Source organism: Bacillus cereus group sp. BceL062, assembly GCF_051780025.1.
Taxonomy (GTDB): domain Bacteria; phylum Bacillota; class Bacilli; order Bacillales; family Bacillaceae_G; genus Bacillus_A; species Bacillus_A toyonensis.
Map to the genome: position 1 here is coordinate 871,549 of NZ_JBPWGY010000001.1, position 23,922 is coordinate 895,470.

A 23,922-nucleotide genomic window follows, 5' to 3' on the forward strand; every position below is an offset into this window, starting at 1 on the left:
AGAATTTTCAGTTTATTAAACTTTTAAATTTACACGTTTACAGTTTCAGCCCATCATCCACCGACATTTTTTCTTTAGAACTTTTCCTTTCTCCCTCTTTACTTCGCTCTTCCCAAATCGTTAAACCTTCCATTCCTACTTTTTTAGGATCAAATACTGGATCTTTCCCTTCTTTTTTCTGCGCCTCATAATCTTTTAACACTTTTAATGCGGTTTTGCTTAATAATAGGATTGCAATAAGGTTTAACCATGCCATACTACCGATTCCTAAATCTCCAAGATTCCATAAAAGTGAAGCTGATTCTACGCTACCGATGTATACCATAATTAAAAATCCAATTTTTAAAACTGGTTTTAACCATCCATATTTCAATTCACGATCTAAATAAGTGAGAGTCGTTTCTGCGATATAGTAATAAGCAAGCAAAGTTGTAAATGCGAAGAAGAAGATTGCGATTGAAATAAATATTGGACCAAATCCAGTCATAACAGTTTCAACTGCTTGTTGTGTATAAATAGGACCTGCTTCTACATTGCCTATATTTTGTACAATTGCACTTTTCCCTTCAGGTATAACATTGTACATACCTGTTATTAATACCATAAGCGCTGTCGCTGTACAAACTACAATTGTATCGATATATACAGAAAACGCTTGAACTAAACCTTGTTTTGCAGGATGCGATACTTCTGCAGCAGCCGAACTATATGTTGCCTCTCCAACACCTGCAACGTTTGAAAACACCGCTCGCTTTACACCCCATGCAATTGCTGCACCAACGATCCCGCCAAACATTTCATTTACACCAAATGCACTTGAGAAAATTAAAGCAAACATACTTGGAATTTCTGTTACATTTGCAATTAAAATGATGCATGTAACAATTACATAGCCAATTGCCATAAAAGGTACTAACATTTGTGACACACCAGCAATTCTTTTTACTCCCCCAAAAATAATCGCTGCTAGTAACACAACTAAAAATATACCTGTTACATATTTACTAATACCGTTAGAGTTTTCAAATCCAACAGCGATACTACTCGATTGAATACCTGGTAATAAAACGCCGTATGAAAGTGTTACAACTACCGCTACAATGACTGCAAACCATTTCATTTTTAAACCTTTCTCAATGAAATATGGTGTACCACCACGATATTCATTTCCTACTTTACTTTTATATACTTGAGATAATGTTGATTCAACAAATGCGCTAGCGGCTCCTAAAAGTGCCATCACCCACATCCAAAATACAGCGCCCGGTCCCCCAAAAGCTATTGCTGTTGCTACCCCTGCGATATTACCTATTCCAACCCTTCCTGATAGAGCCAAACAAAATGCTTGGAAGGATGATATTCCAGTCTCTGAACTTTTTCCTTCAAAAAGTAGCTTAATCATCTCTTTAAAATAACGAATCTGTAAAAAACGAGTCGCAATGGTAAAATACACTCCTGCTCCTAATGCGAAAACAACTAAACCTATACTCCATACTTGCCCCACTAACCACTCTACTAACTTTTCCATCCAAATCCCCCTTATCATTCTTTTAAAAAAGTAATTTTTTATATAAGAAAACGGACAACCTTTATCCCACATTCCAGTTGTCCGCTTCTCATACTATTTCATCATTCTTTTATCTCACTATTCATCGTCTGCAAGACTCTCACAAACTAGTTTTTCACTTAATATTTACCCAAACACTCTTCACTTCTGTATAATTATCAAGCGCATAGGAACCTAGTTCGCGCCCAATACCAGATTGCTTATATCCACCAAATGGTGCAGCTGCATTTTCTAAGTTATAATCATTAATCCATACTGTTCCTGCCTTTAATTTATTGGCAACTTGATGTCCTGTTTTAATATTTTGTGTCCATACGCCTGCTGCAAGTCCATATGAAGAGTGATTTGCCCTTTCGATTACCTCTTCTGTTGAATCGAATGGAAGTACAACGACAACCGGTCCAAAGATTTCTTCCTTAACAATTGTCATATCATCAGTAACATTTGTGAATACAGTTGGCTGAACAAAATAGCCTTTTTCAAATGCACGTTCACCACCAGCTGCAACAGTAGCACCTTCCTTCTTTCCTTGTTCAATATAATGCAGCACACGCTCTTGTTGTTTTTTAGATACGAGTGGCCCCATTTCTGTATCTGTTTCCATCCCAGCTCCAAGTTTAATATTATTTGCCCTTTTTACTAACTCTTCTACTACCGTTTCATAATGCTTCCGATGAACGAATACGCGGGATCCCGCACTACAATTTTGGCCATGATTATACATAATCCCTTGGAATGCACCATTAATCGCTTCTTCTAAATCAGCATCTTCTAAAATGATATTTGGTGACTTACCACCAAGCTCTAACGTTACATGTTTAATTGTTTCTGCAGATTGACGCATAATATATTTTCCTGTAACAGTAGATCCTGTAAAAGCAACTTTATCAATATCATGATGATTTACTATCGCAGCTCCTGCTTCAGGGCCGAAACCTGGTACAAAGTTTACAACACCGTTTGGAAAACCAGCTTCTTTAAAAAGTTTTGCTGTATATAGCAATGATAAAGGTGTTTGTTCTGCAGGTTTTAATACAATCGTACAACCAGTTGCAAGTGCAGCTCCCATTTTCCAAGAAGACATAACGAGCGGAAAATTCCACGGAATAATTTGACCTACAACACCAACCGGTTCATGGCGTGTGTAATTTAAGTAATCTTTTGAAATCGGAATTGTTTGTCCGATAATTTTTGTAGCCCAACCTGCATAATAACGGTAGTTTTCAACCGTCGCTGCAATATCATCTTCAAGTGCTACTTGATATGGTTTTCCATTATCTAATGCTTCTAGCTGTGCTAATTCTTCTTTATTTTCTTCAATTAAATCCGCTAGTTTATATATAAGATGTGCTCTTTCAGCAGTAGTCATTTCTGTCCAAGGGCCTGATTCAAAGGCCAATCTCGCAGCTTTTACTGCGACATCAATATCTTCTTCTTGTGCTTCACATACGACAGCTAGAACATCCTCTGTTGCTGGATTATATGTTTCAAACGTCTTCCCGCTAATAGAAGGAACAAATTCACCATTAATAAACATTTTAACTTCTTCATTTAAAAACGCTTTCACTTTTGGTTTTAGCTCAATGTTTGTCGTTAACATATATACACGCCTCCCTATTTAAACAGCTGCATGAGCTGCGATTTCAGATAATATCGTTTGAAGCTTTTGATCTTCTACTTCAGTTAATCCTAATCTCGGATAACGAGAAGGTCCTCCAACTTGCCCGTGTAATTCCATTGACCGTTTAACGATTTGCACATATTTCCCTGAACCTTCAAGAAATTCACAAAGCGGTAAAATCGTATCGTTTATCTCCCATGCTTTTTCTAATTCACCATTTTGAAAATGCTCATACATTTTCGTAACGAGTCCTGGTACGATATTTCCTGCAACTGAAACCCATCCCGAGGCACCAACTAAATAAGACTCCATAACTAAATCTTCAGATCCGCAGAAAACTTGAAAAGCACCTTCGCCTTGTCTTACTAAATCTCTTGCTTTACGAATATCTCCACTAGACTCTTTAATATGTGTAACATTTTCACACTCTTTTCCAATTCGAAGCATTAGCTCTGTACTCATATCAACACCAGAAGTAAATGGATTATTGTATAACATAATTGGTATATTTACAGCGTGTGAGATTTCTTTAAAATGAAAATAAATTTCCTCTTCCTTCGGTTTACAATAGTAAGAGTTTATAATTAATGCGCAATCCGCTCCGTGTGCTTCTGCATGTTTCGTATATTCAATCGTTTCTTTCGTCGTTTCTGCTGCAGTTCCAACAATGACTGGAATACGGCCATCGACTTCTTTTAATACTGTTTCTACCATGTTAAATCGTTCTTCTTTTGATAAACTAACAAACTCCCCCGTACTTCCATTAATAATAATTCCAGCTACCTTTTGCTCAATAAAGTAGTTTACGTTTTGTTTTACACCTTTCCAATCAATCTCTTGAAATTCATCCATTGGTGTTATTAATACTGGAAATGCCCCTTTAATTTTTTGCATATTTATCTCTCCCTTTAACATTTTATTTTAATAAAAAACCTGTTGGAAATGGATCAGTAGGGTCTAATAGAAACGTCTGCATCCCTGTAATAAATCCTCTACTCTCAAAACGGAAAATATATCCTAATTCTTCTCTCTTCACTTTTTCTACTGTTATAAAGCTATTAAATATACTTTCATTTTTAAAAGGTTTATCCGTTATATACTCATTATTAAATAACGCATGTACATAGGACACAATAGTAGAAACAAAACCGGGAGAACGGACAATAAAGTTATCTTCATGAAATGTAATCGACTTTATATGTTTCTCTTCTGTTTGCGAAGAATCTACTAAAATAAGTCTTTTTATAAGCGACTGTTTTTGTATCGCTTGAAGTGTAGCTTCTCCCCATTTCTTTAATTCAGAGATATTTTTAATACCAATTTCTGGTGAATACGCATCCTTTTCTACAACTGCATATACTTTATCAGCCTGTATAAGAGAGTAACGTATATTACCAATCTTCAAATCTTTCTCAACCATATAACATAGTTTACTTTCAAACGACACCGATATCACTTCATCATCCACTACATAGGCATGGACTGAAAATATTCCAGATAGTGTTTCAATTTTGTATTGATTAGACTCTCTCTTTTTTAAATATCCACTTTCTAGTAACATCGTTATTACTGCCACAATACCTCCATAATGAAGAGGAATGGTTCCTTCATGATTAAAAAATAACACAGCTGCATCCACTTCCTTATGAATAGAAGGAACGACAATACATCCATTTAACCCAATAAAACCACGTGGTTCATTTAATAAAAGCTGCATTTCTTCTGCTAATTCGCCTGAAAATTGTTCATTTAAATGTTCTAAACTGTAGTAGTATTTGCATGGTACGTCCTTTATTACACGAAACGCTTCGCCAGCTACGTGCACATCTACTGCTGTATACATTTTTTGAATGTTCATTTTACATCCTCCGTTTCATGTTCCATCGGCGGAATTAGCAAAAAGCCTTCTTTCAGTGGATCCTTTTCATTGTAGAAAAATCTATGCATCCCCATAAGCCAAGCTGAGCCGGTAATCTTTGTTACTACCGCTTCAATATTTTCTACATATGTTGTATTCATGACACACCCTTTAAATAGTGAACCTACAATACTCTCATGAACAAATTCTTCATCGATGTCGATTTTTTTATGAGCGTATAATACAGCTAACTTCGCTGATGTTCCTGTACCACATGGAGATCGATCAATTCCTCCTGGCGGAACAACAACTGTATTTTTCACATGCGCACTTTTATGAGTGGGATCTGTATAAAATTCAACATGTGTTAATCCTTTTATAAACGAATACTCTGGATGAATAATTTCAAACTTCTCATTTATTGTGTTTCGAATATGAATCGCCTTATCAATAATTATGGATGCATTTTCTGGTACTAACTCTAAACCTACTGACTTCGCATCGATAATGGCATAAAAATTCCCTCCATACGCAATATCAGCCTCTACAGTTCCAATTCCTTCGACTTGTACAGTAATATTTTTCAGTAAAAAAGCTGGTATGTTACAGAATGAAACTTCTTTCGCCTTTCCATTTTGAACAGTAATATCCACTTCAACTAAGCCGGCTGGTGTATCAAGCTTTAAAGAAGTAATCGGTTCAACTATTGGAATTAAACCTGATTCAATTAAAGCTGTACACACACCAATTGTATCGTGACCACACATCGGTAAATATCCACCTGTCTCTATGTATATAACGCCTATATCAGCTTCAGGATGACACGGATCTGTTAACAATGCTCCAGACATTACATCATGACCACGCGGCTCATTCATTAACAATTTGCGAATCCAGTCATATTCCTTTTTCATATGTAACATCTTCTCTGCCATCGTCTCTCCAATTAACTTAGGAAGTCCGCTAATTAATGTCCTCGTTGGATTCCCGCCCGTATGTGTATCAATCGTCGTAAAGACTCTTTGTGACCTCATCCGTTTAACACCCTTTCTGTAAAACGACTCAAACGAAGTGGTTCAATAGGAATAATTGTTTCTTTTTCATTTAATAACTCTTCAATCACTTTCCCAGTAACTGCCGCAAGACTAATTCCATCACCTTCATGTCCAGCTGCAATATAATAATTCGGAATATGATCCACTCGTGAAATAATTGGCAAATGATCTTCTGTCCACGGACGTAAGCCGGCATATGAACGAATCACCATCATATCTGCCATTTTCGGATAAAAACGAATTGCTCTGTTCGCAATGCATTTAATAACCTCGTTGTTAATTCTCGTATGAAATCCTACAAACTCTCGACTACTACCAATTAAAAAATTTTGGCTTTCTGTCGGTTCAAATACAAGAGCTACCCCGTATTTTTCAGTTAAAGCATCCACTTTTCGTTTTCCGCCAAATTTAGAAATTAAATAACCAAATTCCATTACTTTACGGCAACCTACATGTTGTTGCCTTGAGGCTACAATAATATGCCCTTTTCTCGGTTCGATTGGAATATTTACATCTAACATCTGCCCGATTTTAGGAGCCCACACACCGGCTGCGTTCACAACTTGCTTCGCAGTAAACGTCCCATTTGTCGTTTCTACAATAAAGGAGCCGTCTATATCTCTTTTCATTTCTTTTACTTCTGTATGATTAATCGCTTTCGCACCCATTTTTTTCGACTCTGCTAGAAGTGAAAATGCAAGGAGATATGGATTTACAGTAGAATCAGTTGCGCATTCTAAACCACCCAATAAATCATCCGCAAAAAATGGTGATTCCTCTCTTATATCTTGCCTATCAAGCATTCGAAACGGTAACCCAACATCTTTTTGACGATTCACCCATTGCTGCGCTGCCTCCATCTCTTCGTCTGATTCACAGACTAGAATACTTCCTGGCGCCCTATATTCAAATGAGTGCTCCAACTCCTCACTTAAATCTGTTACTAATTTTTGACTTACTAATGACATTTGACTATCAAACCCTGGGTCTTTATCAATCGCCAAAATGTTTCCGTCACACCGTGAAGACGTCCCACTGACAAACTCACCTTTTTCAATGATTGTTACGTCTCTTCCGTATTTTGAAGTGTAATATGCAATAGAACATCCTATAATTCCACCACCTATTATTAAAACGTCACAGTGCCTCACAAAACACCCCTCCTTTCACTTACATCTCTCATTTTCTTTTATGCAATTGACGTGCCAACTCTACATATATACACTTTTTATAAATAATATTTTTATTTGTAAAAATATTTTAAATTTATCGTAAATAGGTGTATTATTTTTTTATCACTGTCTAAATTTTTATACATATCAGGAGGACGCTATGACATTTTCATTTCCAACAATCAAAGAGTTTATGAAAATTTTGTCTATCGATTATACAAGTAGCATGAAACACATTAACAAAGTAGATGGGACATTTTATTACCTCCCTTCTACTACAGAAGAATATAGTTGCGGCTATATATATGAGGACGACTCGTTCACTACTTTAATTGATGCACTTTCACATGCATTAGCCGTTGTCATCATTAACAAAAACGAAGAGCCAATATGTTGTATAACGGCTCAGCAAATGATTCCGTTTCTTTATAAGTCTTACACTGAGCTACAATCTTTTTATAACACTGTAATTCAAACGACTGATTCTTCTGTTACAGTCATTGATGAAAAAGAATGTGTCCGTACGTGGACAGATGGTGCTGAAAAAATCTTTTCGGTTAATCATAATGAAATTATTGGACAACCAATTACTCGTTTTTTTGATTATAAAGACTTGGAAATCTTGCAATCATTGCATGACGGAAAAAGTATAATCGCTCAATTCCATCAGCCTCGTCCTGATTTGTTCGTATTAATAAATTCAAACCCCGTTTACTGTAACGATGAAATTATAGGAGCAGTCGTTTCAGAAACAGATGTGACAAATCAAGTTGTATTGAATGAAAAACTATTTAATATGTCACATGAAATGCACCGATTAGAGCAAGAAGTAGCAAAATATAAAGACACATCCGATCCTTTCCTCGCGATGAATGGAAAAAGCCCTGTTATACAAAGGACTATTCAATTAGCTAGAAAGGTCTGTTCAGTGAAATCAACCGTATTAATACTCGGCGAAAGCGGTGTCGGAAAAGAAGTATTTGCGAAAGCAATACATGAAGCAAGTGAGGCAGCGAAGGCGCCTTTCATTTCAATTAACTGCGGCGCAATTCCAGAAGCGTTATTTGAAAGTGAATTATTCGGATATGAACGTGGGGCGTTTTCTGGAGCGAATAGTAAAGGAAAAAAAGGTAAAATAGAGCTCGCTCAAGGTGGTACTTTGTTCCTTGATGAAATAGGTGAAATGCCTCTCGATATGCAAGTGAAACTTTTACGTGTATTGCAAGAAAGAAAGTATTACCGAGTTGGTGGAGAGAAAGAAATAAATATTGATTTCCGTATTATCGCTGCTACAAATCGTGATTTACAAGAAGAAATGCGAAAAGGAACTTTCCGAGAAGATTTATACTATCGTTTAAATGTAGTTAGCTTACAGATTCCACCGCTGCGAGAAAGACGAGAAGATATTATTGAATTAACATACTCTTTCTTAAACGATTTTTCGATTAACTATAACAGACCTATTCGTGACTTACCTTCAAGCATTATGCATGAACTACTTCATTACGATTGGCCTGGTAATATTCGTGAACTTCGAAATGTAGTTGAGAGACTCGTCGTATTTGCGACAGACGGTATTATAAAACAAGAATATTTGCCATTTCATACAAATGATACTTTAGACAATCATACGTCTCATTCCCTATTACTCAGCAATAATCATACGATTCTTTCTTTACAAGAAGAGATGGATGAGCATGAGAAAAAAGTCATTGAAAGAGCTTTACACATTTTAAAGGGGAATAAATTAGAATGTGCGAAAAAACTTGGGGTAACGCGAGCCACTTTATATAATCGTTTAAAAAAACTTGGGTTACAATAAAGTGAAACTTTAATCAGTGGGGGTTTTGTTCATCCCCACTTGATTATCAGTCCTCACCAATCAGGCTTTTACGGGCAGTTGATCCCCCTCCTAACTTCTTTACTTTCGCTGGATTTTGCGGTGGGGTCTTACTGCCCGTTAATGCGGGATAATTCTTAACTCCTCTATATTGGCATAGTTTTTGCATTATAATTTGTGCAAACCGAACTAGAGGAGGAATACATATGACGAATAAAGAGAACTTAATTGTTTGTCGTTGTGAAGAGGTTACATACGGACAACTTCAATCGACAATTGCTGAATATAAATGCTCGGCAAGAGAATTAAAACTAAGAACACGTGCCGGTATGGGATTTTGCGGTGGCCGCACATGTAGAATGATGTTAGATCGAATGATTGAAAGTGCAAATCCTGACGTAACTCCTAATGAAATACCGTTAAAATATCAACCACCAATACGTGCTGTTACCTTTGGAGCGGTAGGTGATAATAAATGAGTAGAATTACACATCACCCTATTTTAGGTAGTTTACATAATAGTCAGCGCATCACTTTTCAATTTAACGGGCAACAATATGAAGCATATGGGCATGAAACAATTGCTGCTGCCCTGCTAGCAAATGGAATACGAACGCTACGCGTACATGAAGATAGCGGGAACCCGCGAGGTATTTATTGTAATATCGGTCATTGTTCAGAATGCCGTGTGACAGTAAATAATCAAACGAATGTACGCGCATGCTTAACAGTTGTAGAAAACGATATGATTGTTGAAAGCGGAAAACAGCATCCAAATATCGTGAGAGAGATGGTGAAAAAGCGATGATCGATGTAATTATTATTGGTGCAGGGCCGGCAGGATTATCAGCTTCCATCTCTTGTGCACGTTTTGGACTTAACGTACTCGTTATTGATGAATTTATGAAACCTGGCGGGAGATTGTTAGGACAGTTACATCAAGAGCCTACTGGAGAATGGTGGAACGGAATTGAAGAAGCAAAACATCTTTACGAAGAAGCCGAATCACTGTCAGTCGATATTCGGTGCGGTGTTTCCGTCTATAATTTAGATAAAGATGATAGTTCTTGGTTCGTACATACAAATATCGGTACGTTAGAAGCTCCGTTCGTATTAATTGCTACTGGCGCTGCGGAGTATTCTATCCCACTTCCTGGCTGGACACTTCCAGGAGTTATGTCAATTGGAGCGGCTCAAGTTATGACAAATGTTCATCGCGTGCAAGTCGGAAAAAAAGGAATCATTATTGGTGCTAACATTTTATCATTCGCCATTTTAAATGAATTGCAATTAGCTGGAATTAAAGTGGATCATATCGTACTACCTGAAAAAAGTGAGTTAAGCCAAAAAGCGGGTGAACCAGAAGAAGTTTTGAACTCCCTTTTAAATGCAGCTCATCTCGCTCCTTCTGCTTTTTTGCGTATAGGTAGCCGTTTTATGAAATATGATTGGATTCGAAAAGCCGGATTAACCTTCTATCCAAATAACGGAATGAAAATAAACGGGACACCACTTCATCTTCGGAAAGCTGCACTTGAAATTATTGGAACAGATCAAGTTGAAGGTGTTCGTGTTGCTACTATTGATTCTAAAGGAAACATTATGAATGGATCAGAGAAGATATATGAGGCAGATTTCGTTTGTATCGCTGGAGGTTTATATCCGCTTGCTGAGCTTGCTGCTGTAGCTGGATGCCCTTTCCATTACATCCCAGAATTAGGTGGACACGTCCCTCTTCATTCCGAAACAATGGAAACCTCTCTTCCAGGTTTATTTGTAGCCGGAAATATTACTGGGATTGAAAGTGGGAAAATCGCGATGGCGCAAGGGAGTGTCGCTGGATATTCAATCGTAAAACAAGCTAATATAAAATCAAATTCAGTTGAACAACACTTACAACAAGCAATCCAACATGTTCACACCGTACGCCATCATGCTGCGATTCAGTTTAATCCAATGATTGATGCTGGTAGACGAAAGATGAATGAAATTTGGTGTGATTATTCCACCACATATGCACATACTAAAAAGAGCTGCTGAGATTACTCTCAACAGCTCTTTTCACTACTCATCCGAGTTATTAAATTTCGCTAATGCATAAATGCCTTCTTCATCATCTAATTCAAGTTGTAATCTTGCTGCGAATGAATTGACATTGTATTCTCTGTCAAGTAATAAGCGTAGTGCCTCGATTAAGTTCGCTTGAATTAAAATTTGTTGACGACCATTTACCTCTACTTCAGCAGAGAAACCATACTCATCATCATACATTAGTTCAACTAATACTTCTTCTGGACCCACTTGTCTTTTTTCAGCGATATATACGCAAAGCGCATTTATAAGCTCTTGCTCAGAAATTTTTATTGTTTCCATGCTACTTCATCTGCCTTTTTCTTACGTTGATCTTTGAAGTATTTAAATGCACGAACTGCTAACATTACGATACCAGCCATTACTAACATATTTACCATAAACGCTAATACAGAACCAAGAGCTCCCATATTTGCAAATAAGCTACCCATTAGTAAACCACCAAGACCACCTAGTAATAAACCTTTCATAAAGCTTCCTTTATTACTTTTTGGCGCTGTGTTTGTTGCTTTTGTTTTTGAATCTGGATTCGTTTTTTGAGAATTCACGTTTGAGTCTTTTTTGTTTAAATCAACTTTTGACTTTTGACCTGAACTTGGTGTAAAAGATTTTTTACCAGATTTGTAACTCTTCGCTGCTGCGTGATCTACAAACATGAAGCTACTAGCTCCAAAGATAACCATGAATGCTGTCATTACTGCTACAAGTTTTTTCAACATATTATATCCATTCTCCTTTTATATAGATATATGTGAAATCTATCTTTCTTTTAAATTTAGAATGATAGATTTGTTTTTAAGAACATTTTAAAGGTTCTTATGAACTTATTATATGAACTTTTGTCGAAATATGCAAGTATTATTTACTTTCAACAGTTTGGTCACAAAGGAAAAATTAAGCAAAACAGAATTGACTTTAAATGAAACAAAACATATTATAAGTTCATAAGAACTTTTTATTATTTTGGAGGTGAAAAGATGGAAACATTTCATCTCACACGAAACGAAATGGCTACCCTTCTTCTATCACTAAGAGGATGGAATACGAAAAAGCCTCTCGGTATTTTACAAGAAGCTTGGGCAAAGTCACATAAAAAAGATATTGAAAGCGGACAAAGCGTTACAGCTTTTATTACTACCGCACTTTCACCTATTTTTGAAAAGCTGATTAAAATTGACGATACTGATGTCGGTTTTTCTTTAAATGAAATAGTTGCGCTTGGCAATCAGATTGAAAACACAAGTTTCTCTGTAACTGCTATGCAAAACTGGGTGAAACGAGATATAAAAGAAATGATTGGCTCTCCTCAAAAAGGGAAAAAATATTCAATTGAACAAGCAGCCTTACTATTTATTGTCGAAGATTTAAAAACAGCACTTGATTTTGAATCCATTCGTAAGCTATTACGTCTTATCGTAAATGACCCAGCCGATCGAAGTGATGATTTAATCAATCCTGTTCATTTATATGTAGCATACTCTTCTCTATTTGAAGAACTCAATCAAGGGAATTGCTTACAATTAAATGCAACAGATACCGTTCATACAATTGAAAACATCGTAAAAGAAAAAGCTGATAAAATCGCAAGCAAGTTCGATCAAATTAATAACGAACAACGCGAAGCAATTCGTAACGCTATTATTATTGCGACCCTTTCTGTACATACCGCATATGTACAAATGTTAGCGAAACGTTACGTAACAGCAACTTTATTTTTACAGAACTTAGATGTGAAATCGTAAAAAACAAGCATCCCCCTGTCCTACATATATGACAGGGGGATGCTTGTTTTCGATCAATATAAAATAAATAAATCATTTTACATCTAAGTTTCATTTTACAATAGCTCTTGATTATGTAATTATCATTACTAACCTATCATTCATTCTACAATGTTCATTTCTTTCTATTAAATTCCTATCAGATTTTCTCGATAAACTTAATTACTTCATCTTTATAATTATATTTTTCATTAATTTCTTGTAATAATTCAATATCATGCGTATGAGTTCTTCCTGTCTCTAACAGCTCTCGATATAAATCAATATAAGGAAGATGTTTATTAGTGGCATTTTTATATTCCTTTTCTACATCGTAAAAAACCTTTTTAAACCTCACATCGGTAATCCCTGCCTCATCAATTTCAAGAATTGCATACTGAGCACGTAAGTCAGAGTTTAGCTTATTCCACTTGTAAAAAGGTTGTCCAACTGTTCCTGGGTTAATAATTAATTGATCATCGCTACTATAGCGCAACAATTGATGGTGGGTATGAGCGTAAATCGCAATATCATAATCACGATCAAATAACCGATCAAACTGTTCTTGATTATTAGTGGGCCATAAATCCCCTCCGTAATTTTTATTTTGTAGATTATGACTAATACTGATTGATAAATCATTAACCTGTTTTGTTATATGTAATGGTAAATTTTTAATATGATTAATATAGTTTTTATCCAAGTTTTCACATTGATACTGAACTAATCTAGAAACATAAATATCAGTTGCGTTATCAATATCAATGTTTTTATTAAGAACGTCAAGAAAGCTATCTTCCCAGTTTCCTTGTACATAAGTATCAACGTTAATACTATCTAACATTTCAAATAAATCATTCGATCCAGGACCAGGCATAATTAAATCTCCTAAAAACCAATAATCAGTCACACCTTCTTTCAAAGAATCTTCGATAACTGCTTTTAAAGCAGTTGCATTTCCATGTACATCTGCCAGTACAGCAATTTTATGTTTCATGTATTTCATCCCCCTAAATTAACATTATATTCCGAATTAACTGCATGTATTTTTCTATATTGTTTCTTCTTTCTTAACTCTGTGCATATCATACACTTTCACTTGATTCTCTATATACGATTTTTCTTTTTTAAATCCAGCTTTCTCATAACAACGAATGGCCCTCTTATTATCTTCCCTAACTTGTAATACAACAGCTTCTATATCAGGATTTAAAAATGATTTACTAATAAAATACTTTGTAATCTCCGTTCCAAGCCCTTTTGAATATAAATTCGAAACACCAATGAGGATAGAGTATTCCATCACGTACGCATCTTCATATTTCTTCTTTTTTAATCCGACTCTCCCTATTACTTCATCTTCTACTACTATTACATGATAGCTCGCATAAGACCGCGACAATTTTTCAGTCCAATACTGCCGAAGCTCTTCAATTGTATATCGCTTAAATGATTTCACATCTGCTATATTATGTAATTCTTCATTGTTATACCATTCTAATATAATTGATAAATCATCTATTTGTAATAAACGTTCATGCCACTCCATATTTTTACCTCATCTACATTTCAAATTACTACACCTAATTAAAAAAATACACATATTCTTTTTTAGGCAATTTTACTATCTCTTGAATAAAATTCGATTTTTCTAAAATGTCATCTAGCTGTCCCTCACTATACACATAAATACCACCTACGTATGAACTGTAAGCCTTTTTCTCAGTTATTACCACTGCGGTGCTATTTTCCTTTTTATAATCGCCCTCTTTTCCTTTTTCAAATGACAAACTTTTAGTTGCTGAGAAATAAAGATAGATTAATGCTGCTATTTCTATGTCATCTGATTTTGCAAAGCACTTTATTTCATTTATAATCATTTCATCTTGTAATGGAAGAAAGTCCTCTATCTTCTTTCTTTTATAAAAGAAATTTTGTAGCTCAGGAGTATGGAACGAAAGATTTTTCTCCTTTATCTTTTGAAATATGGATTGCAACAATAAATCTTTCCCTACTACAAACGGATGGCCAAAGCCATTATTGTAAAGCCCTTCTTTCATTTTCATTAGTTGTTCAATGTATGGGATTCCTTGTTCTGCAATAACAAGTTTACCGTTAATAAAACGCATACTAGCAATCAATTCTTCTATCTGTAAACCTTCTAATTCAAGCGAGGAATAATATAAATCTCTATTCCAAAAATCTAATTGATCCATTCCTAATGAATTAAATAATAGTTCATCTATAATTGGAAAAACTCCATCTTCTGTTAAAGCTTTCGTTATATCATCTAATAATCCAGGAGTTTGGTTTAAAATCGCGCGTATTTTTTCATCCTCCTGAATGATTCGTATCGTCCACTCACCATGATCTTCACCTGATATTTGCTGAAAACAATGTGAATACGGACCATGTCCAACATCATGTAGAAGAGCTACAGTAGATACTAGCTTTCGTTCATATTTCGATAAATGTATATCACCAATCTCAGTAAGGTGTTCGATCACTTTATTTACTAGTACATATACACCTATCGAATGTTCTTCCCTCGTATGTATTGCGTTCTCATGTAAAAAATAAGTATGTCCTTGTTGTTTAATATAGGCCAACCTTTGAAATGCTTTTGTATCTATCAATTGAAGGATATCTCTATCATGAATAGAGATTGGGCCATAAATTGGATCTGCAACATGCATACATTCTCCTCCTATTTTATAAATTAAAACCTATATTATCATACTTAATTTTCAGTCTATTTTCATTAACATATGAGAAATTTTTAATAAACTTTTCATTATTTCTGCATGAAAGCTTGGCTTATATCCTTTACTATAATACTTATACGAGACATAAAAGAATTGAAATAGCAATCCCCTATATAAATAAGGTATAATCTACATATAGTGAACCTTTTATTTTGTTAAGTAAAAGGGCCTACATTCAAAAATCCATACATTAGAAGGTGCAACAATGTTAAGTAGTTTTATTCACTCAGTATTAACGTTTTTTGAAGGATTAGGTTATTGGGGCATTATGCTTGGACTTATGATCGAGATTATTCCAAGCGAAATTGTTCTCGCTTATGCAGGATACTTAGTATTCAATGGTAGCATCTCATTTATAGGCGCAGTTGTATTTGGTACTATTGGCGGCGTTATTGCTCAAATCTTTATTTATTGGATTGGACGATACGGTGGACGCCCTATATTAGAACGTTACGGAAAATATATTTTCATTCATAAAAAACAAATCGATGCTGCCGAAGATTGGTTTAATCGTTACGGAACTGGCGTAATTTTCACAGCTCGCTTCATTCCGGTAGTGCGTCATGCGATTTCAATCCCTGCTGGTATTACAAAAATGCCATTACTACGTTTCACTACGTTAACGGCACTTGCAATCATCCCTTGGTCTATTATTTTTATTTATTTAGGTGAAAAACTAGGTGAAAACTGGGAGAATATTAATGATATTGCTGGACCGTATGTGAAATCATTCGCTATCGGTGGCGTCGTACTTATTCTTTTATATTTCGTAATAAAAAAGTGGACAAAAAAACGTAAAAAACTTGCTTAAGATAATAAAAAAACCGCTAAAAATTCATTCAGAATTATAGCGGTTTTTATTATAGGCTCGACTATGTATTAAAAATTGTATTATTTCCTCTTTATGCTTCAAGTCATGCTGAATGAGTAATGAAAAGTAATTATTTAATCTCACTTTTTTGTATCAAATTAGTAGTCATTATAAAAATATCGGGTGGGAATCCGCTCAATTTGCTCTACATCTATCGAAACATTAGGTACAGATTGAGTACTTAGAAAATAAGAAATTCGATATTTCATTACAAACTCGTCTCGAACGATAAAATGTGAAATCACATCCGCAATTCTCCACGAACCTTTTTTTAATGGCTTAAACCATATATCATCGCATATCTCTTTCAATGCTTAACATCATTCTATTAAACTTAACTTTTCATCCATAATATTTTCTTTCTTCATTTTTCATTCCTTTCTGCCATTTATAACCCACTCCTAATAACACCTTCTAGAAATTGTATGAAAAGCCCCCATATTTACATGGATAAGCAACAATTTAGGCATTCCTTTCGTATATTATCCCAAAAAGGAGTGATTCCCCCAATGCACTGGCAACAAAAAATACCATACTTAATTGGACGCCCTATCGGCATTTCCTTCATGAATGGGCAAGGAACTACTGGGGTATTATGTTCAGCACATGATGGCCAATTATATGTGTATGAATACCTTTACCAATCTCAGTTCGCGATGAAACATTATGATTTCAGACAAATTCAAGATATACACGCATTTCCGAATTGCCCACATCAAAATCCTCTTTATTAAGAAACAGGAACAGCTCATAGCCGTTCCTGTTTCTTAGTTGTTATTTCTCAGAATAAAACTTCTGCACAGCTTCATCAAAATAGATCCAGCCTTTCCAGCCTAGATGAATCGTATCTTTTAAGAAATACTTATCATATTCATGGCTAGAGAAATCGACTACTGGATACCCTGCTTTCTCAACTTGCTCTCTAACCTTTGTATAATACACTTCACGGCGTTCTTTCGGGAAACCAGCGTAATCATACCAAGGTCCATTTACAGGTACAGAGATAAAGAGTGGCTTAACATTTTTTTCTTTGAAAAGATCTAAAACAATTTGTAAGTCATCATATTCTGGTGATTCATCATACGATTCATTTGCTCTAAAATTTTTTAGGCCTTTTAATTTTTTCTTTAAATTATGTTTATAGTAATACGGGTTTTCAATTCCAAATGTATTTGTAGTAGACTCCGCTTGCCCTTCTTGTTCCGCATGTTTACGTGCATTCTCCCAAGAAATTGAACGTAGTCCCATATTTGTTTTCTCTTTCATCGGTTCAATCTTAAATAAAGAATTAAATAAATCTCTATGATCTAAAATGTTTCGGTACATATAAGCAAGTGGTTTGGCTAGACCTGCTTTTATGTTATGTTTCGTATCATTATAAACAATACCTTCTAATGAATTTTTTAATATATCATCTTTTTGCACAACTTTATAATCTAATAGTCGTTTCGCGATCTGCTTCTTCATTTCAGGTTTAATGTCATCATTAAAAATAAAATGATATGCTTGTTGTTTGGAGAAATTATTAGTAAAATCTCCTTGTGATACACCCGTTTTTGTAAACCATTGTGGCGAAAGAACAAAGACGACTTTTTTACCTTCCAAATCATCCATTGTAGACGTCATATTTAAAATATGAGCTAAACTTTGCGTACCGCCAGTTCCAATTAAAAATGGTGTAAAACCTGCTGGATTTACTTTGAAATAGTTAGATGGATGGTATGCATCCATTCGTAAAAATTCAGATGAACCGTACATCGGTAAATACTGCGAATTCTCTAACATTTTCTGTTGTAAGAAAACACTTTGTAGTTTTTCTTTTTGTAAGGACGTTGCCGCATCTTCTATCTTTTTATCACTAATTAGCGATACTAAACTTTTAGACGGAATAAGCAATACAATGAAAAAAAGTACACAGGCTAAAATAATTGGTCCGAAAGCATGCTTCATCTTCATTAAATATTCCTCATTCCATTACTATTAAATTGTAACCCTTGTTTTTGACACGTCATCTTTTCTCTCCTTTTTCTCTATACATGTTCCATTCTATTTATCTATTATATACATGTATGTATTTCCTTCCTTGTTCTATTAAGTCCTATACAAATAGCGCAAGCAAATGTTTCCATAGAAACACGTTAATTATACAAGATTCTACATAAATTTCACACTGGAATTTTAGTAATAATTTTATTTTTAAACGTCGAAAAAACAAATGAAATGTCTATAATTCATCCGATTATGTATTACATAAGAAAAAAACAGACCACCACATACGTGAAGTCTGTTTCTCCATCACTTTATTTTTGTACATCTGCCCATTTTAAGCTTGTAGCTGGACCGAATTGATGCACATATAAGTCTTTCACATATGGTTTTTGTAAGTAAGATAGACCGCGCTGGAATACCGGTGCAATTACTGCATCATCCAGAAGCATTTTTTCAGTATCTTGCAGTGCTTTCCAACGTGCTTTTTCATCGTTACCTAATTCAGTTTTTATCTTCTTAATTAACGCATCATATTCTGGATTTGCATACCCTGTATTATTTACAGTACTTCCTGAAAGGAATACTTCTAAGTAAGTCATCGGATCTGGATAATCAGGTAACCAGCGCGACAACGACATTTCATATTCTTTTTTCTTCTCTAACGCTAGTTTTTGCGTATGTGGTTGTAATTTCACATTTACTTTTAAGCCAGGTAAGTTTTTCTCAAGCTGTTCTTTAATATATTCGCCTACTTTTTTAAAGTTTTCTAAGTCATAGTTTAATAACTCAAGCGTTACTTCATTCGTTCCTGTTTCTTGCTTTGCCTTTTCCCAATATTCTTTTGCCAGTTTTACGTCTGTCTTATTAAATTCGCCCGCTGTACTTCTAAAGTCTTTCTTATCTGGCCCTTTTAAAAACCCTTTTGGTACATAGTAGTTTGCAGCAACAGAACCATCATTTAAAAATGAAGTCGCAAGGCCCTTCTTATCAAACACTGTACTTAGTGCCAGACGCGCATTTTTATTTTTAAGAATCGGTACATTTTCATTGAAACGGAAGAAATACATGACTGGATCTGTATATTGTTTCAGTTCCTTATTCGTTTTATATTTATCTACAAATTCTGTAGAAATGACCGCTCTATCAACCTTATCTGTTTCATATAAATTTACCGCAGTTGAAATTTCTTTAACAATTTGATAGTTTACTTCATCTAACTTCACTTCTTGTTTATCCCAATACTTATCATTTTTCTTCATTGTAAAGCTAGCTTCATGTTTCCATTCTGATAATGTAAACGGTCCATTATATACCGTTTTATTTGCTTCTAATCCGTATTTATCACCTTGCTCTTTCGCATATTTTTCATTAATCGGATAGAAAGATGGCAAAATGAGTAGTTTCGTAAAATACGGTACAGGATGTTCCAGCTCTACGACAAATGTTTTATCATCCTTTGCTTTTACTCCTAATTCATCTAATCCTAGTTGTTTCTTATTTATTTTCTCCGCATTTTTCACATCATACGCAATATATGCATATTGAGAAGCTGTATCTGGATTAATAAGCTGCTTCCAAGCGTATACGTAATCGTGAGCCGTTACTGGATCTCCGTTAGACCATTTCGCATCACGTAAATGAAATGTATAAGTCTTTCCATCCTTACTAACCTCATATTTTTGCGCTCCGGCTTCAATTACTTCATCATTTTTCGATAATCGGAATAGCCCTTCCATTACGTTATTCAAAACGTTAAATGATATCGCATCTGTTACTTTCCCTGAATTTAATGATGGAATTTCACCCGTTTCTAGTAGCTGCAATACTTTTTTCTCATCTTTCGGCTTTGTAGCTGTTTTTTCTTTTGCGCAACCAACTAAAAATGAAGAAACTAATAGAGTACTAACTAACGAGTAGCGAACTACCTTTTTCATTTCCAAACCCCCTCTATTTTTTACGGTAAGTAACGGCGAGCACCAGCGTATTCTTCTATATATCCTGGTGTATTTAACGGGATTATTTCAACTGATCTTTCAGCTCTTGGTGAGTGAATCATATTACCATCACCAATATACATCCCAACGTGATGGACACTACCTTTCCCTTGATCATGCGCAAAGAAGATTAAGTCCCCTTTTTGTAAGTTTTCTTTATCAACAGCAATCCCCGCTCTTGATTGCGGTCCAGAATCGCGCGGTATTGTAATACCGTGCGATTTATAAATCGTATGTGTGAATCCAGAGCAATCAAATCCAAACCCACTTGTACCAGCCCATATATATGGTAAACCTAAAAACATTTTCCCTGTGTTGATTAAATCATCGGCTGTCGGTGTTGGAATATCATCTTGAGAACGGTAAACCGCTCCATCATTTTTTCGTAGCCATGCTTTCTGTCCATTTGGCAACAATACGCGGTATGAAATGGTATCTTCACTTAGTAGCGGCAGTCGCGTATTATAGCTAACTTCAAGTGCTTTTTGTTTTTCAGAAGGATTTATATATAAAATTGCGGTCGGTTTCGTTACTAATACGAACGGTTCGTTTGTTTTATCTGCAAACTCTTGATTATACGTTAATTGTTTTTCCGGCATCCATCCCGGGTAACCTTCTTCATTTCGCGGTGTCGGTTGTCCGTGTACTAACACTTTTACCCAGTCACCTTTCTTATCAACAACCGTTACTTCTTGACCGAGTAGTGCTTGTGTTTCTAATTTATTTGCATTTGTTAACCATAGTTTTTCATCGAGCGTCATTGATTTCGTCCATTTCCATAAATCAACTGGATTTGTTGCACTCGGTGCATCAATTGGCCGTAACGAATCAGGTGCAGTCCATAATGTTGCGGCAGATACATCTATAAACGCTTTGCTATCTTTCTTCTCTTCAGCATTTGCCAATGTAAACGATGAAAATATAAATAAAGTTGTTAATAATGCAGTTCCTACTTTTTTCATATATATCCTCCTTAAAAGGTAAGTTACTAGTCATTTCTTCTAAGATTACATATTCACTTTAGAATGAAGGTTTACCTTTGAGCCGGAGTAAGTCATTCCTTCCGGTTCTTCCATTAACCATAGCGGTGCATCAAGATCGAAATAATGAATATTTGGATGTGCAGCAGCTAAGTGTGCTACAGCACTAACGGAAAGTGAAGATTCCATCATACTGCCAACCATACATTTCACACCTGCCGCTTCTGCAATATCTGCAATACGCCACGCTTCACGTATACCACCGCATTTCATTAATTTAATATTAATTAAGTCCGCGTAGCTTCCTTGCACGAGTTTTAATGCGTCACTTGCTGAAAATATACTTTCATCAGCCATAATAGGCGTTTGTACATTTTCTTTCACGTACTTTAATCCATCCCAATCTTTCGCGTGAACTGGTTGTTCAATGAATTCTATATTTAAATTACGATTTTCCATCTCTTTAACAATAGAAACCGCTTCTTTTGGATTCCATCCTTGATTTGCATCTAATCGTAACGTTGTATTTTTTGGTACGCTATTTCGAATCGCCTCAATACGCTCTAAATCTAAATGCACAGATTTACCAACTTTAATTTTTAAAGTTTGAAATCCTTTTTCTACATGTTGTTTTGCCTCTTTTGCCATAATAATAGGATCATCTACACTTACTGTAATATCTGTATAGATTTCTTTCTTACCGCCTAATAATGCGTAAAGTGGAACGTTTTGATATTGGCAATACACATCATATAAAGCGATATCAACCGCTGCTTTCGCACTTGTATTTCCTATACAACTCATTTGGATATGCTGTAATAACTGCTGAAATTGAATTATATCTTGACCAATTAAGCATGAACGCAGCGGCCCTAATATAGCTTCCTCAATCCCACTAGCGAAATCTCCCGTAATAACCGGTGTTGCGACCGCAGCTCCTTTTCCAACAATTCCTTCATCTGTATGAATAAACACATCAATACTTTCAATTTCAGTTACGGTACGAAGTGCGGTTTTAAATGGAGTATGAAGCTTTACACAACGACGCTTCACCTTTATATCCGTAATTTTCATTTCGCTCATCCTTTCGTTGTCCAATAAAAAAATCCAGCCGCAAGAACTTCCTTACGGCTGGATTTTGTCTATGATTGAGTAGACAAAGCAGCAATCTGATTATATTTTTTTTGCGCATCTTTTAGCGCTACTAATAATGCCTTTTGAGATGAACCGAAATAACGATCTTTTATTTCTGTTACTAGCGCTGGATCATTAATATTTTTATGTAGAAATAAATATTTAACGAATTGAGATGTTAATGCAATTGTCGCTGAGCAATCTGCATCTACAATTTCCCCTGTCTCCTTCACAAGTATAAATGCTACAAAATAGCTTTTAAACTTTTCCGTAATGGGATTATTTTGAGGCGCTTTCGCATCCCCTACGACATAAATTGTATTTGAAGCATACACAGCTATCTTCCTTTCTTATACGAGGATAACGGGTTTCTTAATAGTCGTACGAGCGATAAACTCAACGTTCATTAAAAAATGTATCCGCTTATGAATATTATATAAAATTATCAGAATTTTAACAACATTTATCTTTACACATATTCCATAATTATGGATAATTGTGAATTCCATTGATGTAATGGCTTCAACTGTACATCTTACATTATGTTAGAACTCCTTGTACCATGCAAAAATTTAGCTTTTCTGTTTTCGTACTTCATTTACAAATAAAAAACAGTTAGCCAACGCTAACTGTTTCATTACTTTGGTAATACGAAAATCGTTTCATTTGACTTAGAAAATTGGTACTCTTTTCTCGCAAACTTCAAAATTTCCTCTTCATTATCCGTTAAATTCTCAATGTTAGTCTTTAGAAACGATTGATCCTTCTTTAATGTAACTAATTGTTTCTTTTGATTTGTAATCGTATCTTTTTTATTCATTATTATCTCTTGCTGTTTCGTTAAAATATATTGAACATACAAAGTAGTCGCTGCAATAAAAAGAACCATTAAAATAAGTCGTCTTAACTTCTTTTTGTTTATAGTACGATTGTCACTAGGTTGTGATAGTTGCTCTGGTATATTAGGAACATTTACTCTTTTGAGTTTCCTCATTTCAAGTCCCCCTAACCCATATTTTTCACTACCATAGGCACGCTTTCTTACTAAACTAAATTCTATTCTTATAAAATAAGTTCCTTCACAAAAATATCTCACAAATTAACCAATTAAAGATAGCATTCGACGACATTTCCATATTTGCATCGAGATTTTTTATGTATGCTGCAATAAAATAGTAGTTTATGTTATTCTTTTTCTACTATTGTAGAAGAGTTTTTTACTTAG

General features: G+C 35.1%; 24 protein-coding genes and 1 pseudogene. 7 read left to right on the forward strand and 18 right to left on the reverse strand.

Going from position 1 to position 23,922, the window contains the following annotated elements:
• Positions 1-37 precede the first annotated feature (37 nt).
• From ACS2MN_RS04400 to ACS2MN_RS04425, 6 genes are all read right to left on the reverse strand, one after another.
• Entirely contained in the window at positions 38-1,546 is a 1,509-nt protein-coding gene (locus ACS2MN_RS04400) for an alanine/glycine:cation symporter family protein (RefSeq protein WP_179192258.1), read from the reverse strand.
• A 136-nt stretch (positions 1,547-1,682) separates the two neighbouring features.
• The gene (locus ACS2MN_RS04405; RefSeq protein ID WP_198130414.1) at positions 1,683-3,167 is read right to left on the reverse strand and encodes an aldehyde dehydrogenase family protein; all 1,485 of its coding nucleotides are present in this window, start codon (positions 3,165-3,167) and stop codon (positions 1,683-1,685) included.
• 18 nt (positions 3,168-3,185) lie between these two features.
• Entirely contained in the window at positions 3,186-4,082 is an 897-nt protein-coding gene (dapA, locus tag ACS2MN_RS04410) for a 4-hydroxy-tetrahydrodipicolinate synthase (protein ID WP_001169443.1), read from the reverse strand.
• A gap of 22 nt (positions 4,083-4,104) precedes the next feature.
• Complete coding sequence (locus ACS2MN_RS04415; protein WP_001025534.1) at positions 4,105-5,046, reverse strand: proline racemase family protein; 942 nt, start codon at positions 5,044-5,046, stop codon at positions 4,105-4,107.
• Positions 5,043-6,080 carry a proline racemase family protein gene (locus tag ACS2MN_RS04420; protein WP_001257527.1) on the reverse strand — a complete coding sequence of 346 codons (1,038 nt, stop codon included), beginning with the start codon at positions 6,078-6,080 and terminating at the stop codon, positions 5,043-5,045. The genes ACS2MN_RS04415 and ACS2MN_RS04420 overlap by 4 nt, the downstream gene beginning before the upstream one ends.
• The gene (locus tag ACS2MN_RS04425) at positions 6,077-7,252 is read right to left on the reverse strand and encodes an NAD(P)/FAD-dependent oxidoreductase (RefSeq protein ID WP_098805435.1); all 1,176 of its coding nucleotides are present in this window, start codon (positions 7,250-7,252) and stop codon (positions 6,077-6,079) included. The genes ACS2MN_RS04420 and ACS2MN_RS04425 overlap by 4 nt, the downstream gene beginning before the upstream one ends.
• A gap of 181 nt (positions 7,253-7,433) precedes the next feature.
• On the opposite strand from ACS2MN_RS04425, the gene ACS2MN_RS04430 reads away from it, so the two are divergent.
• The 4 genes from ACS2MN_RS04430 to ACS2MN_RS04445 all read left to right on the forward strand — a co-directional run bounded on the left by ACS2MN_RS04430 (position 7,434) and on the right by ACS2MN_RS04445 (position 11,153).
• Complete coding sequence (locus ACS2MN_RS04430) at positions 7,434-9,095, forward strand: sigma-54 interaction domain-containing protein (protein ID WP_000144298.1); 1,662 nt, start codon at positions 7,434-7,436, stop codon at positions 9,093-9,095.
• A 224-nt stretch (positions 9,096-9,319) separates the two neighbouring features.
• Positions 9,320-9,592, forward strand: coding sequence for a (2Fe-2S)-binding protein (locus tag ACS2MN_RS04435; protein ID WP_000182286.1), 273 nt, complete (start codon positions 9,320-9,322; stop codon positions 9,590-9,592).
• The gene (locus tag ACS2MN_RS04440) at positions 9,589-9,921 is read left to right on the forward strand and encodes a (2Fe-2S)-binding protein (protein ID WP_000087054.1); all 333 of its coding nucleotides are present in this window, start codon (positions 9,589-9,591) and stop codon (positions 9,919-9,921) included. Before ACS2MN_RS04435 ends, ACS2MN_RS04440 begins: the two co-directional genes overlap by 4 nt.
• On the forward strand, positions 9,918-11,153 hold the full coding sequence (locus ACS2MN_RS04445; RefSeq protein ID WP_000567611.1) for an NAD(P)/FAD-dependent oxidoreductase: 1,236 nt from the start codon (positions 9,918-9,920) through the stop codon (positions 11,151-11,153). Before ACS2MN_RS04440 ends, ACS2MN_RS04445 begins: the two co-directional genes overlap by 4 nt.
• A gap of 24 nt (positions 11,154-11,177) precedes the next feature.
• Here the strand turns inward: ACS2MN_RS04445 and ACS2MN_RS04450 are convergent, their stop codons facing one another.
• The gene (locus tag ACS2MN_RS04450; RefSeq protein ID WP_000447764.1) at positions 11,178-11,486 is read right to left on the reverse strand and encodes a YxcD family protein; all 309 of its coding nucleotides are present in this window, start codon (positions 11,484-11,486) and stop codon (positions 11,178-11,180) included.
• Positions 11,474-11,923 (reverse strand): hypothetical protein, encoded by a 450-nt coding sequence (locus ACS2MN_RS04455; RefSeq protein ID WP_000914476.1) that lies wholly within the window; start codon positions 11,921-11,923, stop codon positions 11,474-11,476. The genes ACS2MN_RS04450 and ACS2MN_RS04455 overlap by 13 nt, the downstream gene beginning before the upstream one ends.
• A 258-nt stretch (positions 11,924-12,181) precedes the next feature.
• On the opposite strand from ACS2MN_RS04455, the gene ACS2MN_RS04460 reads away from it, so the two are divergent.
• A complete protein-coding gene (locus tag ACS2MN_RS04460; protein ID WP_000447233.1) occupies positions 12,182-12,946 on the forward strand; it encodes a DUF1836 domain-containing protein in 765 nt (254 codons plus the stop codon).
• A 178-nt stretch (positions 12,947-13,124) separates the two neighbouring features.
• Here the strand turns inward: ACS2MN_RS04460 and ACS2MN_RS04465 are convergent, their stop codons facing one another.
• Genes ACS2MN_RS04465 through ACS2MN_RS04475 form a run of 3 tightly spaced genes read right to left on the reverse strand, consistent with a single transcriptional unit; the run spans position 13,125 to position 15,660 of the window.
• Positions 13,125-13,961, reverse strand: coding sequence for a metallophosphoesterase family protein (locus tag ACS2MN_RS04465; RefSeq protein ID WP_000680862.1), 837 nt, complete (start codon positions 13,959-13,961; stop codon positions 13,125-13,127).
• A gap of 54 nt (positions 13,962-14,015) precedes the next feature.
• A complete protein-coding gene (locus ACS2MN_RS04470) occupies positions 14,016-14,513 on the reverse strand; it encodes a GNAT family N-acetyltransferase (protein WP_088056247.1) in 498 nt (165 codons plus the stop codon).
• A 34-nt stretch (positions 14,514-14,547) separates the two neighbouring features.
• The gene (locus tag ACS2MN_RS04475; RefSeq protein WP_000557839.1) at positions 14,548-15,660 is read right to left on the reverse strand and encodes an HD domain-containing protein; all 1,113 of its coding nucleotides are present in this window, start codon (positions 15,658-15,660) and stop codon (positions 14,548-14,550) included.
• 274 nt (positions 15,661-15,934) lie between these two features.
• Between ACS2MN_RS04475 and ACS2MN_RS04480 the strand changes: the two genes are divergently transcribed.
• Positions 15,935-16,540, forward strand: coding sequence for a DedA family protein (locus tag ACS2MN_RS04480; protein WP_000952907.1), 606 nt, complete (start codon positions 15,935-15,937; stop codon positions 16,538-16,540).
• A gap of 24 nt (positions 16,541-16,564) precedes the next feature.
• On the opposite strand, the pseudogene ACS2MN_RS04485 reads toward ACS2MN_RS04480, so the two are convergent.
• Positions 16,565-16,911 (reverse strand): annotated as a pseudogene (locus tag ACS2MN_RS04485) (DinB family protein).
• 198 nt (positions 16,912-17,109) lie between these two features.
• Here ACS2MN_RS04485 and ACS2MN_RS04490 point away from each other — a divergent pair.
• A complete protein-coding gene (locus ACS2MN_RS04490) occupies positions 17,110-17,334 on the forward strand; it encodes a hypothetical protein (RefSeq protein ID WP_000558696.1) in 225 nt (74 codons plus the stop codon).
• Positions 17,335-17,374: 40 nt separating this feature from the next.
• Here ACS2MN_RS04490 and dltD read toward each other — a convergent pair whose 3' ends face one another.
• The 6 genes from dltD to ACS2MN_RS04520 all read right to left on the reverse strand — a co-directional run bounded on the left by dltD (position 17,375) and on the right by ACS2MN_RS04520 (position 23,691).
• The gene (gene dltD, locus ACS2MN_RS04495; protein WP_000782332.1) at positions 17,375-18,556 is read right to left on the reverse strand and encodes a D-alanyl-lipoteichoic acid biosynthesis protein DltD; all 1,182 of its coding nucleotides are present in this window, start codon (positions 18,554-18,556) and stop codon (positions 17,375-17,377) included.
• A gap of 344 nt (positions 18,557-18,900) precedes the next feature.
• Positions 18,901-20,523: a peptide ABC transporter substrate-binding protein gene (locus tag ACS2MN_RS04500; protein ID WP_000758251.1), complete on the reverse strand. Its 1,623-nt coding sequence runs from the start codon at positions 20,521-20,523 to the stop codon at positions 18,901-18,903.
• A gap of 20 nt (positions 20,524-20,543) precedes the next feature.
• The gene (locus tag ACS2MN_RS04505; RefSeq protein ID WP_000755461.1) at positions 20,544-21,545 is read right to left on the reverse strand and encodes a C40 family peptidase; all 1,002 of its coding nucleotides are present in this window, start codon (positions 21,543-21,545) and stop codon (positions 20,544-20,546) included.
• 45 nt (positions 21,546-21,590) lie between these two features.
• Complete coding sequence (locus ACS2MN_RS04510; protein ID WP_346994812.1) at positions 21,591-22,637, reverse strand: dipeptide epimerase; 1,047 nt, start codon at positions 22,635-22,637, stop codon at positions 21,591-21,593.
• 68 nt (positions 22,638-22,705) lie between these two features.
• Complete coding sequence (locus ACS2MN_RS04515) at positions 22,706-23,032, reverse strand: DUF3870 domain-containing protein (RefSeq protein ID WP_000271321.1); 327 nt, start codon at positions 23,030-23,032, stop codon at positions 22,706-22,708.
• Between the two features lie 302 nt (positions 23,033-23,334).
• Positions 23,335-23,691, reverse strand: a complete 357-nt coding sequence (locus tag ACS2MN_RS04520; RefSeq protein ID WP_001228732.1) for an FtsB family cell division protein — start codon at positions 23,689-23,691, stop codon at positions 23,335-23,337.
• Positions 23,692-23,922 lie beyond the last annotated feature (231 nt).

Excerpts from the sequence above, each read along its gene's own strand:
- ACS2MN_RS04400 (WP_179192258.1), bottom strand. The coding sequence starts at position 1,546 with ATGATAAGGGGGATTTGGATGGAAAAGTTAGTAGAGTGGTTAGTGGGG.
- ACS2MN_RS04405 (WP_198130414.1), bottom strand. The coding sequence starts at position 3,167 with ATGTTAACGACAAACATTGAGCTAAAACCAAAAGTGAAAGCGTTTTTA.
- dapA (WP_001169443.1), bottom strand. The coding sequence starts at position 4,082 with ATGCAAAAAATTAAAGGGGCATTTCCAGTATTAATAACACCAATGGAT.
- ACS2MN_RS04415 (WP_001025534.1), bottom strand. The coding sequence starts at position 5,046 with ATGAACATTCAAAAAATGTATACAGCAGTAGATGTGCACGTAGCTGGC.
- ACS2MN_RS04420 (WP_001257527.1), bottom strand. The coding sequence starts at position 6,080 with ATGAGGTCACAAAGAGTCTTTACGACGATTGATACACATACGGGCGGG.
- ACS2MN_RS04430 (WP_000144298.1), top strand. The coding sequence starts at position 7,434 with ATGACATTTTCATTTCCAACAATCAAAGAGTTTATGAAAATTTTGTCT.
- ACS2MN_RS04435 (WP_000182286.1), top strand. The coding sequence starts at position 9,320 with ATGACGAATAAAGAGAACTTAATTGTTTGTCGTTGTGAAGAGGTTACA.
- ACS2MN_RS04440 (WP_000087054.1), top strand. The coding sequence starts at position 9,589 with ATGAGTAGAATTACACATCACCCTATTTTAGGTAGTTTACATAATAGT.
- ACS2MN_RS04445 (WP_000567611.1), top strand. The coding sequence starts at position 9,918 with ATGATCGATGTAATTATTATTGGTGCAGGGCCGGCAGGATTATCAGCT.
- ACS2MN_RS04450 (WP_000447764.1), bottom strand. The coding sequence starts at position 11,486 with ATGGAAACAATAAAAATTTCTGAGCAAGAGCTTATAAATGCGCTTTGC.
- ACS2MN_RS04455 (WP_000914476.1), bottom strand. The coding sequence starts at position 11,923 with ATGTTGAAAAAACTTGTAGCAGTAATGACAGCATTCATGGTTATCTTT.
- ACS2MN_RS04460 (WP_000447233.1), top strand. The coding sequence starts at position 12,182 with ATGGAAACATTTCATCTCACACGAAACGAAATGGCTACCCTTCTTCTA.
- ACS2MN_RS04465 (WP_000680862.1), bottom strand. The coding sequence starts at position 13,961 with ATGAAACATAAAATTGCTGTACTGGCAGATGTACATGGAAATGCAACT.
- ACS2MN_RS04470 (WP_088056247.1), bottom strand. The coding sequence starts at position 14,513 with ATGGAGTGGCATGAACGTTTATTACAAATAGATGATTTATCAATTATA.
- ACS2MN_RS04475 (WP_000557839.1), bottom strand. The coding sequence starts at position 15,660 with ATGCATGTTGCAGATCCAATTTATGGCCCAATCTCTATTCATGATAGA.
- ACS2MN_RS04480 (WP_000952907.1), top strand. The coding sequence starts at position 15,935 with ATGTTAAGTAGTTTTATTCACTCAGTATTAACGTTTTTTGAAGGATTA.
- ACS2MN_RS04490 (WP_000558696.1), top strand. The coding sequence starts at position 17,110 with ATGCACTGGCAACAAAAAATACCATACTTAATTGGACGCCCTATCGGC.
- dltD (WP_000782332.1), bottom strand. The coding sequence starts at position 18,556 with ATGAAGATGAAGCATGCTTTCGGACCAATTATTTTAGCCTGTGTACTT.
- ACS2MN_RS04500 (WP_000758251.1), bottom strand. The coding sequence starts at position 20,523 with ATGAAAAAGGTAGTTCGCTACTCGTTAGTTAGTACTCTATTAGTTTCT.
- ACS2MN_RS04505 (WP_000755461.1), bottom strand. The coding sequence starts at position 21,545 with ATGAAAAAAGTAGGAACTGCATTATTAACAACTTTATTTATATTTTCA.
- ACS2MN_RS04510 (WP_346994812.1), bottom strand. The coding sequence starts at position 22,637 with ATGAAAATTACGGATATAAAGGTGAAGCGTCGTTGTGTAAAGCTTCAT.
- ACS2MN_RS04520 (WP_001228732.1), bottom strand. The coding sequence starts at position 23,691 with ATGAGGAAACTCAAAAGAGTAAATGTTCCTAATATACCAGAGCAACTA.